Source organism: Enterobacter sp. SGAir0187, from assembly GCF_002952735.2.
In the GTDB taxonomy this organism is placed as follows: domain Bacteria; phylum Pseudomonadota; class Gammaproteobacteria; order Enterobacterales; family Enterobacteriaceae; genus Enterobacter; species Enterobacter quasiroggenkampii.
On record NZ_CP025034.2, the window covers coordinates 4,706,401 to 4,721,608 of the forward strand.

Consider the following 15,208-nt stretch of genomic DNA (forward strand, 5'->3'; position numbering starts at 1 on the left):
GTGGCTATCCTACTAATTTTAAACGACATTATCCAGTGTCGTTTAAGCCTGAGGGCATAATGGGGGCAGTAACGTTTGCAGTCGGTCACTCAGCGTCACAACCCGATGCACGTTCATACCTGCAATCCACTTTGAATATACCTCATGGACTATCTTAGCATTTTCGTGGCGCATCTGACTCGCTATAAACGAAGGATTCGCTCCGGCGGATAGCATCAAGCTTGTGAATGTATGCCGTGAATGACAGGAAGACATGTTGTCGCTCAGATCTGGGATTATACTTTCTGAAGAAAAATAGCCGGTAAAATGCGGCCGTTTATCACCAGATCTGAGAGCAGATCAAGTACGGGTAAGGCAAGGGCATACGAACAGTCTAAATAGCATAGAGTAAAAATGCTCACTTTGTTGTTACGTGCGTACCTGCCACCCTGGTTCATTTTTTCAGCACTTTCATAAGCATCATCAGTACAAACGCTATCATTGCAGACAGGCCAAAATTGATCAGGATTACTGTGAAATCATAGTTATTCATGGCTTCTTCACCATCGCCTGATATCTGGATATGTTGCATGAAAACATCATTAATCCAGCTGTCCGGGACGAGGATAAAACTGGCAATAAGTAAAACAACGAATATTATGATTTTCATTTCACACCACATTTACTGAAGTCAGGTACACCACGAACATCAATTTCGATTCCAATACCATTTTGGCTACCCTATTTGGCGGGTTGAAGGGTCAGTTCCAGTATTCATATTTCGTCGTCATTACGGCCTTATGTTTTTCCACATACTGTTTACCCGTCCGATCGGCTGGGACAATCGTGGTATCCATATTGGCGCGTATGCATTCTCCATGCGAGTTCCACTCCTCACACGTTGTCAGGTTTTTTTCAATGGTGAAATACGTCTGGGTCTTGCTCAGGGACAGATCACGGCCCTCGTTATCGTAGGTATACTCTTCTATGGTTGAGGGGGACTTGGTTTTGATCAGGCGATCATTGTCATCATAGCTGTATACAGTTGTATAGTTATCTATCGCCAAACTTCCTTTGCTTACCACCCTTGCCAGCAACCCTGATGAATTGAATACGTAGTCTATTGTGCCCACTGTGGTTTTATCTTTATCTCCTGGTTTTGTGGCCGCAATAATCGAACGATTAACCACGTGGCTGATAAGTCCATTGTTGTTCAGCTGGTACATCCCCTCCAGCGTCTGCCGATATAATTGTGTGGCCTTCTGACTGTTGTTATCGACTATTACGCCGTTCGCATCCAACTGAATGCGCCAGCCAAATTCCGTTCTGTTTAACTGAATTTCATTGGTAGTCGTGAAAACATTTTTCGGTCCCGGTGAGGTTTTGACCTCTTTAACAGTGCTGCCAGTCAGAGCACCGCATTGATCAAAGTTGCTTTGAGCCGATGCGCGGATATACCCATCAGGGCTATCAACAGTGATTTCGACTGACTTAGGGATTTCGGTTCTTGTCTGCTGGTTCAGGAGGATGAAGTTGTTCAGTTTGTTTTTAGCGAAAGTTTCCGCTGTGCATTGTGCTGCATAAGTCTGAAATGAGCAGAGGGATAGGAGAGTAATAAATAGGTTTTTATTATTGAATGGCATTGTTTGTTGTCCTGAGGAGTAGAGCAGTTATCCAGGCTTGGTTTTGTAAAATGTCTGCTGTTAAATGCTGATATTGTTAGCGCATTTGATGCTTTTTAAGCAATGCCCTTAACTGATGGTAGGTCAAACCCAGCAGTTCAGCCGCCCGTTTCTGGTTGTATTTCGCCATCTTCAGGCTTTGCTCCAGCAGCTGTTTCTCCTGGTCGTGCTGGAACTGGCGCAAATCAAGGGGAAGAGCAGGGGCGTCGCCTGGAGATGCTGGTGCGGGCAAGGGCGGGGCGCTGCGCTGAAAAGGATCGATAATGATGTTGTCCAGCTCCGTCTCGCTGCTGCCGTGGCGATAGACGGAACGCTCCACGACGTTTTTCAGCTCGCGGATATTGCCCGGCCAGTGGTAAGCAAGCAGCGTCTCCTGTGCATAATCGCTGAAGCCGGGGAACAGCGGCAGTCCGAGCTCGCGGCACATCTGAATCGCAAACTGGTCTGCCAGCAGCATGATGTCGCTTTTACGCTCGCGCAGCGGAGGAAGCTGAACGACGTCAAAGGCCAGGCGGTCAAGCAGGTCGGCACGGAATGTCTCCTCCGCCACCCTCTCCGGCAGGTTGGCGTTAGTGGCGCACACCAGGCGCACGTTGACCTGCAGCGGCTGGCTACCGCCGACGCGCTCCAGCTCGCCGTATTCAATCACGCGCAGCAGTTTCTCCTGCACCAGCATGGGCGCGGTGGCCAGCTCATCAAGAAACAGCGTACCGCCGTCGGCGCGCTCAAAGCGTCCGGGATGGCGCTTCTGGGCACCGGTAAACGCGCCCGCTTCATGGCCGAAAAGCTCGGTGTCGAGCAGGTTTTCATTCAGCGCCGCGCAGTTAAGGGAAATGAAGGGGCCGTCCCAGCGCCCGGATAAATAGTGCAGACGGTTAGCTATCAATTCCTTCCCCGTTCCGCGTTCACCGATGATCAGTACCGGTTTGTTGAGCGGCGCCAGGCGAGAAACCTGTTCCAGCACTTCCAGAAAATTGTTTGCTTCGCCGACTAAATTGTCTTTATATCCAGGCATGATGAAATTAACCACTCCTTAGCGATATTCACCAGGAAAGAATAGATCTTTACTGCATGAAAATCAATCAGTCTCAGTGAAATCAATAAGATAAAAGTTGGCATGATGTTTGTATTATCTGTACAGCAGGGCATAGCCCGATAACAGAACTATGAGGATTTGATTATGGGTATTTTTTCTCGTTTTGCCGACATCGTGAACGCCAACATCAACTCACTGCTTGAGAAGGCGGAAGATCCGCAGAAGCTAGTTCGCCTGATGATTCAGGAGATGGAAGACACGCTGGTTGAAGTGCGTTCTACCTCCGCCCGTGCGCTGGCGGAGAAAAAACAGCTTACGCGTCGTATTGAACAAGCTACCGCTCAGCTGAACGAATGGCAGGAAAAAGCGGAAGTTGCGCTGCGCAAAGATAAAGAGGATCTGGCCCGTGCGGCGCTGATCGAAAAACAGAAGCTGGCAGACATGGTCGCGACGCTCGAGCATGAAGTGACGCTGGTGGATGACACGCTCACCCGCATGAAGAAAGAGATTGGCGAGCTGGAAAACAAGCTGAGCGAAACCCGCGCGCGTCAGCAGGCGCTGACCCTGCGTCATCAGGCGGCAAGCTCTTCCCGTGACGTGCGTCGCCAGCTTGACAGCGGTAAGCTGGATGAAGCGATGGCCCGTTTTGAGTCGTTTGAGCGTCGTATCGACCAGATGGAAGCGGAAGCTGAAAGTCACGGTATCGGTAAGCAGAAGTCGCTGGATCAGCAGTTTGCTGACCTCAAGGCCGATGATGAAATCAGCGAGCAGCTGGCGGCACTGAAAGCCAAAATGAAGCAAGATAACCAATAATAATTCGTGCGGCACCTGAACGTGCCGCATCGTAAGACAAGGAGTACACATGAGCGCGCTTTTTCTGGCTATTCCCCTGACTATTTTCGTGCTGTTCGTTTTGCCGATTTGGCTATGGCTGCACTACAGCAACCGTTCCTCACGGGGCGAACTCTCCCAGAGTGAACAACAGCGTCTGGTACAGCTCTCCGACGAGGCGAACAAAATGCGCGAACGCATTCAGGCGCTGGAAGCCATCCTGGATGCTGAACATCCAAACTGGAGGGACCGTTAATGTCTGGACTGAATCTGAACAAAAAGCTGTGGCGAATTCCACAGCAGGGCATGGTACGCGGCGTCTGTGCCGGGCTAGCTCATTATCTTGACGTCCCGGTTAAGCTGGTACGCGTGGTGACGGTGTTGTCGATCTTCTTTGGTCTGGCATTTATTACCCTGGTCGCGTACATCGTGCTGTCGTTTGTTCTTGACCCGATGCCGGAAGGAGAACTGGCGGCGGAAGGCGCACCCACCAGCAGCGATCTCCTTAATGCTGTTGATGAACAACTCGCTGCCGGGGAGAAGCGGTTACGGGAAATGGAACGCTATGTCACGTCGGATACCTTTACGCTGAGAAGTCGTTTTCGTCAGCTTTAAGAGAGAGAAGAGATGAAACAACACTGGCAACAGGCCGGTCAGAAGGTTAAACCCGGCCTGAAAATCGCAGGTAAACTGGTCCTGCTGACCGCGTTACGTTTCGGCCCGGCAGGCGTGGCGGGGTGGGCGATAAAATCCGTTGCCCGCAAGCCGGTCAGAATGGTGCTGGCCGTGGCGCTCGAACCGCTGTTGCAAAAGGTGGCAAAACGGCTGTCGCGCCGCTACTTGTCCCAATAATTCCCTCACGCGTTAGCCCTTACTCTTCCAGGAGGGGGGCTGGCGATGATTAACCGCACTTCCTCGTTTACCCTGCTTTCTTTGCGGCAGCTCACAATATTGTTCTGAGCTGCTTTGCAATCGTGTTTTTCTCCTGCCCGGTCCGTTGACAGATATTTTTCATGGGAGTAGATTGCCACTCCGTGGGACCGCTACCATGGAAAATAAAGTGAACGAAAAAATTAAAGCACTCATTGATCTTGTTTATGGAAAAACGTTTTCTGAAGCACATCTTCATGTGCTGCTGGAAAATATTGTAAAGGCCGCCTCTGTTATTACAGAAAAGCGTAAAATGGGCTGGGATGAAAAAGATGTCGTTCTGATAACCTATGCCGACCAGTTTTCAGCGAAAGGGGAGAAAGCACTCCCTGTTTTTACACGTTTTTATAACAAATGGCTTTCGCGTTCTTTTTCTCATGTCCATCTTTTGCCTTTTTATCCGTGGTCCTCGGACGACGGCTTTTCTGTCATTGATTATCATGAAGTTGCGCCTGAAACCGGAACATGGCGAGATGTTGCTGAATTAAAACAGTCAGCCAGCCTGATGTTTGATTTCGTCTGCAATCATATGTCGGCCAAAAGTGCCTGGTTTGCTAATTACCTGAAGCAAATGCCAGGGTATGATGATTTCTTTATTTCTGTCGATCCTGAAACAGATTTATCCGCGGTGACGCGTCCTCGTGCCTTACCGCTTCTTACGCCTTTCACGTTTCATGATGGCAGCGTACGACACCTGTGGACCACCTTCAGTGAGGACCAGGTTGATCTCAACTTCGCCTCTCCGCAGGTGCTGATTGCGATGGTCGACGTGCTGCTGCATTACCTTATTGAAGGGGCGCGATATATTCGTCTGGATGCTGTGGGCTTCATGTGGAAAATACCGGGAACGACCTGCATTCACCTTGAGCAAACCCACCAGCTCATCCAGCTTTTCCGCGCCATTACCGAGGCGGTTGCCCCCGGCACGGTGATAATCACCGAGACGAACGTTCCGCATAAAGATAACGTCGCTTACTTCGGTGACGGCGAAAATGAAGCGCAGATGGTTTATCAGTTCTCTTTGCCCCCGCTGGTGCTGCATGCGGTGCATTGTCAGGATGTGCGCACGCTGAGCCAGTGGGCAGCATCTCTGACGCTGCCTTCGACGAAAACCACCTGGTTTAACTTCCTGGCCTCGCATGATGGCATCGGTCTTAACCCATTACGCGGAATATTACCTGAGTCGGAGATCCTCTCGCTTGTAGAGAAGCTTCAGTCTGAAGGTGCGTTGGTTAACTGGAAAAATAACCCGGATGGCACACGAAGCCCTTATGAAATTAATGTGACCTATCTGGATGCATTAAGTACGCGAGAAAGCCATGATAGCGATCGCATTGCCCGGTTTATTCTGGCCCATGCCGTCCTTTTAAGCTTTCCCGGTGTGCCTGCGATTTATATTCAGAGTATTCTCGGCTCCCGTAATGATTATGGCGGCGTAGAGCGCCTGGGATATAACCGTGCGATAAATCGCGAAAAATATACCGCAGGACAAATTGATAGCGTGCTTGAAGATAAAAGCAGTCTGCGTTATCAGGTCTATTGTGCGTTAAGCCAGTTAATCGTGATGCGTCGTGCGGAAAAATCATTCCACCCTGAAAGCCAGGCTTATTTTAGTACGTCAGGTGAGCATGTTTTAAAAATTGTTCGCGTGGCGGATTGTGGTGAAAAAATAACAGCGCTATTTAATTTTAGTGATGCTCCTCAAACGGTTGAATCTGATATTCACGCAGGAAGGGAATTGATAAGCGAAGAAGATATTACCGATACGACTCTGACCCTAAATCCATGGCAGGTTTTGTGGATTAAAGAAAACTAAAAAGGACCTTAAACATGAAAACACCCAGAATTGTGCTGATATCAGCACTGGTTTCGTGCGCCCTGTTATCAGGCTGTAAGGATGACAAAGCGTCCTCTGTCACCATTGAGTTTATGCACTCGTCGGTAGAGCAGGAGCGTCAGGCCGTTATTACGAAACTGATCGAAAAATTCGAGAAAGAGAACCCTGACATCACGATAAAACAGGTACCGGTGGAAGAGGATGCCTACAACACCAAAGTGATAACGCTGGCAAGAACCGGCGCGCTGCCTGAAGTGATTGAGGTGAGCCATGACTACGCAAAAGTCATGGATAAAGAACAGCTTCTGGATCGTGACGCTATCGCTGAAGCCGTTAAGGCGGTGGGGGAAAACACCTTCTATGACGGAATCTTACGCGTAGTTCGCACGGAAGATGGCGCAGCCTGGACGGGCGTGCCAGTCAGTGCCTGGCTATCCGGCGTCTGGTATCACAAAGATGCGCTGGCCGCGGCGGGCATTGAGGAGCCGCATAACTGGGAACAGCTACTAAAAGCCAGCCAGCGCCTGAACGACCCGGCTAAAAAGCATTACGGCATCGCGCTGCCGACGGCGGAAAGCGTGATGACCGAGCAGTCATTCTCCCAGTTTGCCCTTTCCGGTGGCGCGAACGTGTTTGATGCAAAAGGCAATGTCGATATCGATACCCCGGAAATGGCAAAAGCGCTGGCGTTTTATAAAGCGCTGGCGGCGACCACCATGCCGGGTTCGAACGATGTCATGGAGATCAAAGACGCCTTCATGAACGGTTCTGCGCCGATGGCGGTTTACTCCACCTACATCCTGCCTGCCGTCTACAAGGACGGAAACCCTTCTAATCTGGGCTTCGTTGTCCCGACTGAAACGTCATCGGCGGTGTACGGCATGATCACCTCGCTCACGATCACCACCGGACAAACCGAAGCGGAGACCAAAGCGGCCGAGAAGTTTGTTACCTGGATGGAACAGGCTCAAAACGCAACCGACTGGGTCATGATGTCGCCGGGCGCGGCGCTGCCGGTAAACAAACTGGTGGTGGGCACGGAGACCTGGAAAAACAACGACGTGATTAAAGCGTTTGGGCAGTTGCCTTATGAGCTGATTGCGCAGTTCCCGAACGTACAGGTGTTTGGCGCCGTGGGGGATAAAAACTTCACCCGCATGGGCGACGTGACGGGCTCCGGCATTATCAGTTCTATGGTGCATAACGTCACGGTGGGGCAGAAGGACCTTAACACAACGTTAAGCAGCAGCCAGAAGCGACTGACTGATCTCATTACACAACGATAGGAGCGCTCTGCGGAAGGAAATTATGAAGACGTTGTTTTCTGGTCGTTCAGATATGCCTTTCGCCATGCTGCTGTTGGCCCCCAGCCTGATTCTGCTGGGGGGCCTGGTGGCCTGGCCAATGATTTCCAATATTGAAATCAGTTTTTTACGCTTGCCGCTCAATCCGCGCATTAGCGCCGTGTTTGTCGGACTGGACAATTACATTCGCATTCTCAGCGATGCCGCTTTCTGGCACTCGCTGTGGATGACCTTCTGGTACACGGCGCTGGTCGTGATTGGCAGCACGGTGCTGGGCCTTGCCGTCGCCATCTTCTTTAATCGCGAGTTTCGCCTGCGCAAGACGGCACGTTCACTGGTGATTTTATCCTACGTCACGCCGTCTATTTCGCTGGTGTTTGCCTGGAAATACATGTTCAACAACGGCTACGGCATCGTGAACTATCTGGGCGTAGACCTGTTGCACCTGTATGACCAGGCGCCGCTGTGGTTTGACAACCCGAACAGCAGCTTCGTACTGGTGGTGCTGTTCGCGATCTGGCGTTACTTCCCGTACGCATTTATCTCATTCCTGGCGATTTTACAGACCATTGATAAATCCCTGTATGAAGCGGCGGAAATGGACGGCGCAAATGCCTGGCAGCGTTTTCGTATCGTCACGCTGCCCGCGATTATGCCGGTGCTGGCCACGGTGGTCACGCTTCGCACCATCTGGATGTTCTACATGTTTGCTGACGTCTATCTGTTGACCACGAAGGTCGATATTTTGGGCGTCTATCTCTACAAAACCGCATTCGCTTTCAACGATTTGGGTAAAGCAGCGGCGATCTCTGTGGTGCTGTTCGTGATCATCTTCGCTGTGATTCTGCTGACCAGAAAAAGGGTGAACCTCAATGGCAACAAATAAACGCGTACTGAGCCGTATTGGTTTTTATCTGGGGCTGGCGGTATTTCTGATCATCACGCTTTTCCCGTTCTTCGTGATGCTGATGACGTCATTCAAGAGCGCCAAAGAGGCGATCTCGCTCCATCCGACCATTCTGCCGCAGGCGTGGACGCTGCAGCATTACATCGACATCTTTAACCCGCTGATCTTCCCGTTTGTGGATTACTTCAGAAACAGCATGGTGGTGTCGCTGACCTCATCGGTGATTGCCGTGTTTCTCGGTACGCTGGGCGCTTACGCCTTGTCCAAACTGCGTTTTAAGGGCCGCACGACGATCAATGCGAGTTTTTACACCGTCTACATGTTCTCCGGAATATTGCTGGTGGTGCCGCTGTTCAAAATCATCACTGCCCTTGGGATCTACGACACCGAGCTGGCGCTGATTATCACCATGGTGACGCAGACGTTACCGACGGCGGTGTTCATGCTGCGCAGCTACTTCGACACCATTCCGGACGAAATAGAAGAAGCCGCAATGATGGACGGCCTTAACCGCCTGCAAATCATCTTCCGTATTACCGTGCCGCTGGCGATATCCGGGCTCGTGTCGGTGTTTGTCTACTGCTTCATGGTGGCGTGGAACGACTATCTGTTTGCGTCCATTTTCCTGTCCAGCGCCAGCAACTTCACCTTGCCGGTCGGGCTGAACACGCTCTTTAGCACACCCGATTATATCTGGGGTCGCATGATGGCGGCATCGCTGGTGACGGCGCTTCCGGTGGTCATCATGTACGCCCTGTCTGAACGTTTTATTAAAAGTGGTTTGACCGCCGGTGGCGTGAAGGGCTGAGGCGGCCAATTTTAACAAGGAGTCAATCATGAAAAAATTAGTTGCGACAGCGCCACGCGTGGCGGCGCTGGTGGAATATGAAGATCGTGCTGTGGAAGCACATGAAGTGAAAATTCGCGCCCGCTTTGGCGCGCCGAAACACGGTACCGAAGTGGTGGATTTTCGCGCCGCCAGTCCGTTTATCGATGAAGAGTTCAATGCGGAGTGGCAGATGTTTACCCCGCGTGAAGAGGGGGCGGCCCGCGGGATCGAATTCGGTAAGTTCCAGCTGGGCAATATGATTGTTGGTGACATTATCGAATGCGGCGCTGACGTCACGGAATACCAGACGGGCGATCGCGTCTGCTGTTACGGGCCGCTCCAGGAGACGGTCATTGTGAATGCCGTCAACAACTACAAGCTGCGCAAAATGCCGCAGGGTGCATCCTGGAAGAATGCCGTCTGCTACGATCCGGCACAGTTTGCCATGAGCGGCGTGCGTGATGCCAACGTGCGGGTCGGGGATTTTGTCGTGGTGGTAGGCCTCGGCGCGATTGGGCAGATTGCGATCCAACTGGCGAAAAAAGCCGGCGCGTCAGTCGTCATCGGCGTGGATCCTATCGGACACCGTTGCGACATTGCCCGCCGTCATGGCGCGGACCATTGCCTCAACCCAATCGGCACAGACGTTGGTCTGGAAATTAAAAAGCTGACCGGGAAGCAGGGCGCGGACGTGATCATCGAGACCAGCGGCTTTGCCGATGCGCTGCAGTCCGCGCTGCGCGGCCTCGCCTACGGCGGCACCATCTCCTACGTTGCCTTCGCTAAACCGTTCTCAGCAGGCTTTAACCTGGGGCGTGAAGCGCATTTCAACAACGCTAAGATTGTCTTCTCCCGCGCCTGCAGTGAGCCAAACCCGGATTACCCGCGCTGGAGCCGCAAGCGTATTGAAGAGACCTGCTGGGAACTGCTGATGAACGGTTATCTGAATTGTGAAGATCTGATCGACCCGGTCGTGACCTTCACCAGCAGCGCTGAAAGCTACATGAAATATGTGGATCAGCATCCGGAACTGAGCATCAAAATGGGCGTCACTTTTTAAGCTAAGGAAAGCAACTCATGAAAATCGCAACACAAAATCAGGCCTTTTTCCCGGGCAATATCCTGGAGAAATTCGAGTACATCAAAGCGATGGGTTTTGATGGCTATGAAATTGACGGCAAACTGCTGGTGGAAAACCTCGCCGAGGTGAAAGCGGCGATTAAGGCCACCGGCCTGCCGGTCACGACCGCCTGCGGCGGATACGATGGCTGGATTGGTGACTTTATCGAAGAGCGTCGTCTGAACGGCATAGCGCAGATTGAACGCATTCTGGAAGCGCTGGCCGAAGTGGGCGGCAAGGGCATTATCGTGCCTGCAGCCTGGGGCATGTTCACCTTCCGTTTACCGCCAATGACTTCACCACGCAGCCTCGAAGGCGACCGCAAAGCGGTAAGTGCTTCGCTGCGCTGGCTGGATGAGGTGGCAGCGCGCACCGGAACCACCGTCTATCTGGAGCCGCTGAACCGCTACCAGGATCACATGATCAACACCCTGGCTGACGCACGACGCTATATCGAAGAGAACGGCCTCAAACACGTGCAGATCATCGGTGATTTCTATCATATGAACATTGAAGAAGATTCGCTGACGGAGGCGCTGCATCAGCATCGCGATCTGCTGGGCCACGTGCACATCGCTGATAACCATCGTTACCAGCCGGGAAGCGGTAGCCTCGATTTTGCCAGCCTGTTCGATCAGCTGCGTGCGGATAATTACCAGGGCTATGTGGTATACGAGTGCCGCGTACGTGCTGAAGATCCCGCTCAGGCTTATCGGGATTCCCTCACTTATTTACGTGAATGCTAAGGATGACGAGCGTGATGAGTGCTTCAACAACGTCGCCACTGCGCGTCGCCATCATTGGCGCCGGGCAGGTTGCGGACAAAGTGCATGCCTCGTATTACGCCACGCGCAGTGATGTTCAGATGGTGGCTGTCATGGACAGCCGCCTCGAACAGGCACAGGCTTTTGCGGAGCGTCATGCCATACCGTCGGTGTGGCAGGATGCGTGCGCCATGCTGGAGGCGGTTAAGCCGGACGTGGTGAGCGTTTGTTCGCCAAACCGATTTCATTTTGAGCATGTGATGGCGGCGCTGGAGGCTGGCTGTCATGTGATGTGCGAAAAACCGCCCGCCATGACGCCACAAGAGGCCGATGAGATGCGGATAGCTGCCCGCAAGGCGGGGAAGGTGCTGGCATATGATTTTCATCACCGCTTCGCGCTCGACACGCAGCTGCTGCGCGAGGCCGTGATGAACGGAACGCTGGGCGAAATCTACTTCACCTCGGCGCAGGCGCTGCGGCGCTGTGGCGTGCCGGGCTGGGGCGTCTTCACAAACAAAGCACTGCAGGGCGGTGGGCCGCTGATTGACATTGGCATTCACATGCTGGATGCCGCGATGTACGTACTGGGTTTCCCGGCGGTCAAAAGGGTCACGGCGCACGGCTTCCAGAGGCTGGGAACCCAAAAAAGCAGCGGCCAGTTCGGCGCGTGGGATCCCGCACAGTTTACGGTGGAAGATGCCCTGTTTGGCACTATCGAATTCTGCAACGGCGGCATTTTGCGTCTGGACACCTCGTTCGCGCTGAATATCCGCGAGCAGTCGATCATGAATGTCGCCTTTTGCGGTGAAAAGGCGGGGGCGACGCTTTTTCCGGCCCACGTTTATCAGGATGACGCCGGGGCGTTACAAACCCTGGTTCAGCGTGAAGAGGCTGACGACCAGCGCCATTTACGCAGCATGGAGGCCTTTGTCCGCCACCTGCAGGGAGAGCCCGTAATGATTGCAGATGCTGAACAGGGGCTGGTGATTCAGCAGCTTGTCGCGGCGCTTTATCAATCGGCAGAAACAGGGGAAAGCGTAACATTATGCTGAGCGTGTCTGTATTAACCGATCCGGGCTTTTGTCCGCACAGTCTGAATAAGTACGCGTCCATTATGGCATGCGGTAACGGCTACATGGGCATTCGCGCTGCGCATGAAGAAGATTACACCCAGCAAACCCGAGGGATGTATCTTGCGGGCCTCTATCATCAGGCGGGACGTAACGAGACCACTGAGCTGATCAATTTGCCCGATATCACCGGTATCGAGGTTGAGCTGGACGGGGTGAATTACACCCTTCTGGCCGGGGACATTCTTGAGTGGCAGCGCGAGCTGGCGTTTGCCAACGGCGAACTGCATCGCCGCGTCGTCTGGCGTTCGCCTAACGGAAAGCGTTATCGCCTGGAAAGTCGTCGTTTTGTCTCACTGGATCAACTGCCGCTTGTGGCCATGCAGCTTGCGATCACCCCGCTTGATGATGCCTCGCAGGTGGTGATGAAAACCGGCATTGATGCGACACAAACCAATACGGGCCGGCAACATCTGGATGAAATTTCCGTCAGGGTGTTCGACCAGCACTATATGCAGGGTGTGTATGAAACGCAGGACCGGGCCGCTGATGTTGTCATCTCAGCCTTTTGTCAGCTATCAGCCGGCAGCGAAAGCTGCTTTACCGCTAAAAATCGTCGGCTCTCTGCCCACTATTCCCTGACGATACCGCAGGGTGACACTGTCACGATGGATAAGTTTGTCTGGGTGGTCCATCGCAGCGATAAAGCCCTGTCGCAGGAATCTTTCGCGCGCGGCGCGCTGGCGGATCTCAAGGTTTGTGCAGCAAGGGGTTATGCCTCGCTGCTGGAAAGTTCAGCCTGCGCATGGGAAGACGTATGGCGTGATGCCCGCGTGGAAGTGGCTTCTGCATCACCTGACGATCAGATGGTGCTGGACTATGCCGTCTGGCATCTGACCACCATGACGCCAGCCCATGATGAGCGGAGCAGCATTGCCGCTAAGGGCTTGACCGGCGAGGGGTATAAAGGCCATGTCTTCTGGGACACTGAAATATTCCTGCTGCCTTTCCATCTTTTCACTCGTCCGCAGGTGGCCCGCAGTCTGCTGCGCTATCGCTGGCTGAACCTGGCCGGGGCCCGGGAAAAAGCCCGCCGCAACGGCTGGCCGGGCGCGCTGTTCCCGTGGGAGAGCGCCGCGAGCGGCAAAGAGGAGACGCCGGAGTTTGCGGCTATCAACATCCGTACGGGCATGCGGCAGAAAGTGGCCTCCGCCCAGGCCGAACACCACATTGTGGCGGACATTGCCTGGGCCGTTGTGACCTACTGGCAGGCCACGCGCGATGACGCGTTTATGCGTAATGAAGGGCTGACCCTGCTGGTGGAGACGGCAACGTTCTGGATGGGCCGCGCCACGGAGGTCAACGGGCGCCTGGAAATTCATGATGTGATTGGGCCGGACGAATACACCGAGCATGTGAATAACAACGCCTACACCAACTATCTGGCCTGGCACAACGTGGCCAGCGCATGCCGGTTTATGTCGATGTTTGAGCGTGAAGAGGCCTGCTTCATGGAGAAGGCGACCACCTTCCTGGCCCGCTTGTGGCTGCCGGAAGCCGACGCCGGGGGAGTGATCCCGCAGGACGATTCGTTCATGGCGAAATCCGCCATCGATTTAAGCCGCTATAAAGCCAAAGCGGGTAAGCAGACCATCCTGCTGGATTACTCTCGCGCGGAAGTTAACGAGATGCAAATCCTCAAGCAGGCTGACGTGGTGATGCTTAACTACCTGTTGCCGGAGAAATTTACCCCCTCCCAGTGCGCGGCCAACCTGGCGTTTTACGAGCCGCGGACGATCCATGACTCTTCGCTGAGCAAGGCTATTCACGGCATTGTGGCCGCCCGCTATGGTGATACGGAAGGAGCTTACGCCTTCTGGCGCGCTGGCGTGGCTATCGATCTGGGCGACGATCCGCACAGCAGTGATGACGGCATTCATGCCGCGGCCACGGGAGCCATCTGGTCCGGCGTCATTCAGGGGTTTGCCGGCATGCAGATTGTTGAGGGCGAGCTGCACCTTGCGCCGAAGCTCCCCGCTCACTGGCGAAAACTTACCTTCCCGCTGCGCTGGCAGAACGCTCGCCTGCGCTTCACGTTTGAAAATGACGTTTTAACCCTCGATACCTCCGAGCCCGTCACGTTAACGCTGTGGGGAAAAACGGTTTGCGTATCGGAGCGGCAGGCATTCTCTCGCAGGGAATTTCTTACATCTTTTAATGGGACCGCTACCACGGAGGCCGGCGATGAAGCCTGAAGCCGTTGTATTCGATCTTGATGGGGTTATCACCGATACCGCACATCTGCACTTTCTCGCCTGGCGTTCGGTCGCGCAGGAGATCGGCATCACTATCGATGAGGTGTTTAACGAGGAGCTGAAGGGAATTAGCCGCATGGAATCCCTGCAGCGGATCCTGCGACACGGTGGGAAAGAGGGGGTGTTTGATGATAAACAGTGTCTGGCGCTGGCGGGGAAGAAAAATGCGCTCTACGTCGCATCGCTGTCGTCATTGACCGAGGCGTCGCTGCTGCCGGGTATCCGGGAGGTGCTGGCGGACATTCGGACGGCAGAGGTCAAAATTGGGCTCGCCTCCGTTTCCCTCAATGCACCTGGAATACTGCATGCCCTGGGTATTCATGACGCCTTTGATTTTTGCGCTGATGCCTCCCGCATTGTCTGTTCAAAACCGGATCCGGAGATCTTCCTCGCCGCGTGTGCTGGCCTGAACGTCCGCCCTGGTGCGGCCATCGGGGTCGAAGATGCACCCGCAGGCGTGGCGGCGATCAACGCGGCGGGCATGCTGTCGGTCGGGATTGGCTCAGGCCTGACCCATGCGGGATTACAGCTTCACTCAACGCAGGAACTGACCTGGAAATGCCTGACCAATTTCTGGGCCTCCCGGGCGTATTGATAAGGAATT

At 53.6% G+C, this 15,208-nt stretch carries 16 protein-coding genes and 1 pseudogene; 13 read left to right on the plus strand and 4 right to left on the minus strand.

Features of this window, described 5'->3' with window-relative positions; all coding sequences use genetic code 11:
• Positions 1-42: 42 nt before the first annotated feature.
• From CWR52_RS23475 to pspF, 4 genes and pseudogenes are all read right to left on the minus strand, one after another.
• A pseudogene (locus CWR52_RS23475) lies at positions 43-240 on the minus strand (site-specific integrase); the annotation flags it as partial.
• Between the two features lie 193 nt (positions 241-433).
• Positions 434-649: a hypothetical protein gene (locus CWR52_RS22470; protein ID WP_104950803.1), complete on the minus strand. Its 216-nt coding sequence runs from the start codon at positions 647-649 to the stop codon at positions 434-436.
• A gap of 91 nt (positions 650-740) precedes the next feature.
• Positions 741-1,622 (minus strand): hypothetical protein, encoded by an 882-nt coding sequence (locus CWR52_RS22475; RefSeq protein ID WP_104950804.1) that lies wholly within the window; start codon positions 1,620-1,622, stop codon positions 741-743.
• Positions 1,623-1,698: 76 nt separating this feature from the next.
• Positions 1,699-2,676, minus strand: a complete 978-nt coding sequence (gene pspF / locus CWR52_RS22480) for a phage shock protein operon transcriptional activator (protein ID WP_104950805.1) — start codon at positions 2,674-2,676, stop codon at positions 1,699-1,701.
• Between the two features lie 165 nt (positions 2,677-2,841).
• On the opposite strand from pspF, the gene pspA reads away from it, so the two are divergent.
• The 13 genes from pspA (at position 2,842) to pgmB (ending at position 15,199) form a co-directional block, all read left to right on the plus strand.
• Positions 2,842-3,510 carry a phage shock protein PspA gene (gene pspA / locus CWR52_RS22485; RefSeq protein ID WP_104950806.1) on the plus strand — a complete coding sequence of 223 codons (669 nt, stop codon included), beginning with the start codon at positions 2,842-2,844 and terminating at the stop codon, positions 3,508-3,510.
• Positions 3,511-3,559: 49 nt separating this feature from the next.
• Positions 3,560-3,784 (plus strand): envelope stress response membrane protein PspB, encoded by a 225-nt coding sequence (gene pspB, locus CWR52_RS22490; protein ID WP_023312045.1) that lies wholly within the window; start codon positions 3,560-3,562, stop codon positions 3,782-3,784.
• Complete coding sequence (pspC, locus tag CWR52_RS22495; protein WP_023617934.1) at positions 3,784-4,143, plus strand: envelope stress response membrane protein PspC; 360 nt, start codon at positions 3,784-3,786, stop codon at positions 4,141-4,143. Before pspB ends, pspC begins: the two co-directional genes overlap by 1 nt.
• Positions 4,144-4,155: 12 nt before the next feature.
• On the plus strand, positions 4,156-4,380 hold the full coding sequence (pspD, locus tag CWR52_RS22500; RefSeq protein ID WP_023312043.1) for a phage shock protein PspD: 225 nt from the start codon (positions 4,156-4,158) through the stop codon (positions 4,378-4,380).
• Between the two features lie 196 nt (positions 4,381-4,576).
• Positions 4,577-6,274 (plus strand): sugar phosphorylase, encoded by a 1,698-nt coding sequence (locus CWR52_RS22505; RefSeq protein ID WP_104950807.1) that lies wholly within the window; start codon positions 4,577-4,579, stop codon positions 6,272-6,274.
• A 14-nt stretch (positions 6,275-6,288) separates the two neighbouring features.
• Positions 6,289-7,581: an ABC transporter substrate-binding protein gene (locus CWR52_RS22510; RefSeq protein ID WP_104950808.1), complete on the plus strand. Its 1,293-nt coding sequence runs from the start codon at positions 6,289-6,291 to the stop codon at positions 7,579-7,581.
• A gap of 22 nt (positions 7,582-7,603) precedes the next feature.
• Entirely contained in the window at positions 7,604-8,485 is an 882-nt protein-coding gene (locus CWR52_RS22515; protein ID WP_045908871.1) for a carbohydrate ABC transporter permease, read from the plus strand.
• A complete protein-coding gene (locus CWR52_RS22520) occupies positions 8,472-9,314 on the plus strand; it encodes a carbohydrate ABC transporter permease (protein WP_008501243.1) in 843 nt (280 codons plus the stop codon). The genes CWR52_RS22515 and CWR52_RS22520 overlap by 14 nt, the downstream gene beginning before the upstream one ends.
• 28 nt (positions 9,315-9,342) lie before the next feature.
• Positions 9,343-10,395, plus strand: a complete 1,053-nt coding sequence (locus CWR52_RS22525) for a zinc-dependent alcohol dehydrogenase (protein WP_104950809.1) — start codon at positions 9,343-9,345, stop codon at positions 10,393-10,395.
• A gap of 17 nt (positions 10,396-10,412) precedes the next feature.
• Positions 10,413-11,201 carry a sugar phosphate isomerase/epimerase family protein gene (locus CWR52_RS22530; RefSeq protein WP_104950810.1) on the plus strand — a complete coding sequence of 263 codons (789 nt, stop codon included), beginning with the start codon at positions 10,413-10,415 and terminating at the stop codon, positions 11,199-11,201.
• 11 nt (positions 11,202-11,212) lie between these two features.
• Positions 11,213-12,271 (plus strand): Gfo/Idh/MocA family protein, encoded by a 1,059-nt coding sequence (locus tag CWR52_RS22535; protein WP_104950967.1) that lies wholly within the window; start codon positions 11,213-11,215, stop codon positions 12,269-12,271.
• Positions 12,265-14,544 carry a glycoside hydrolase family 65 protein gene (locus CWR52_RS22540; RefSeq protein WP_104950811.1) on the plus strand — a complete coding sequence of 760 codons (2,280 nt, stop codon included), beginning with the start codon at positions 12,265-12,267 and terminating at the stop codon, positions 14,542-14,544. Before CWR52_RS22535 ends, CWR52_RS22540 begins: the two co-directional genes overlap by 7 nt.
• Complete coding sequence (pgmB, locus tag CWR52_RS22545) at positions 14,534-15,199, plus strand: beta-phosphoglucomutase (RefSeq protein ID WP_104950812.1); 666 nt, start codon at positions 14,534-14,536, stop codon at positions 15,197-15,199. Before CWR52_RS22540 ends, pgmB begins: the two co-directional genes overlap by 11 nt.
• Positions 15,200-15,208 lie beyond the last annotated feature (9 nt).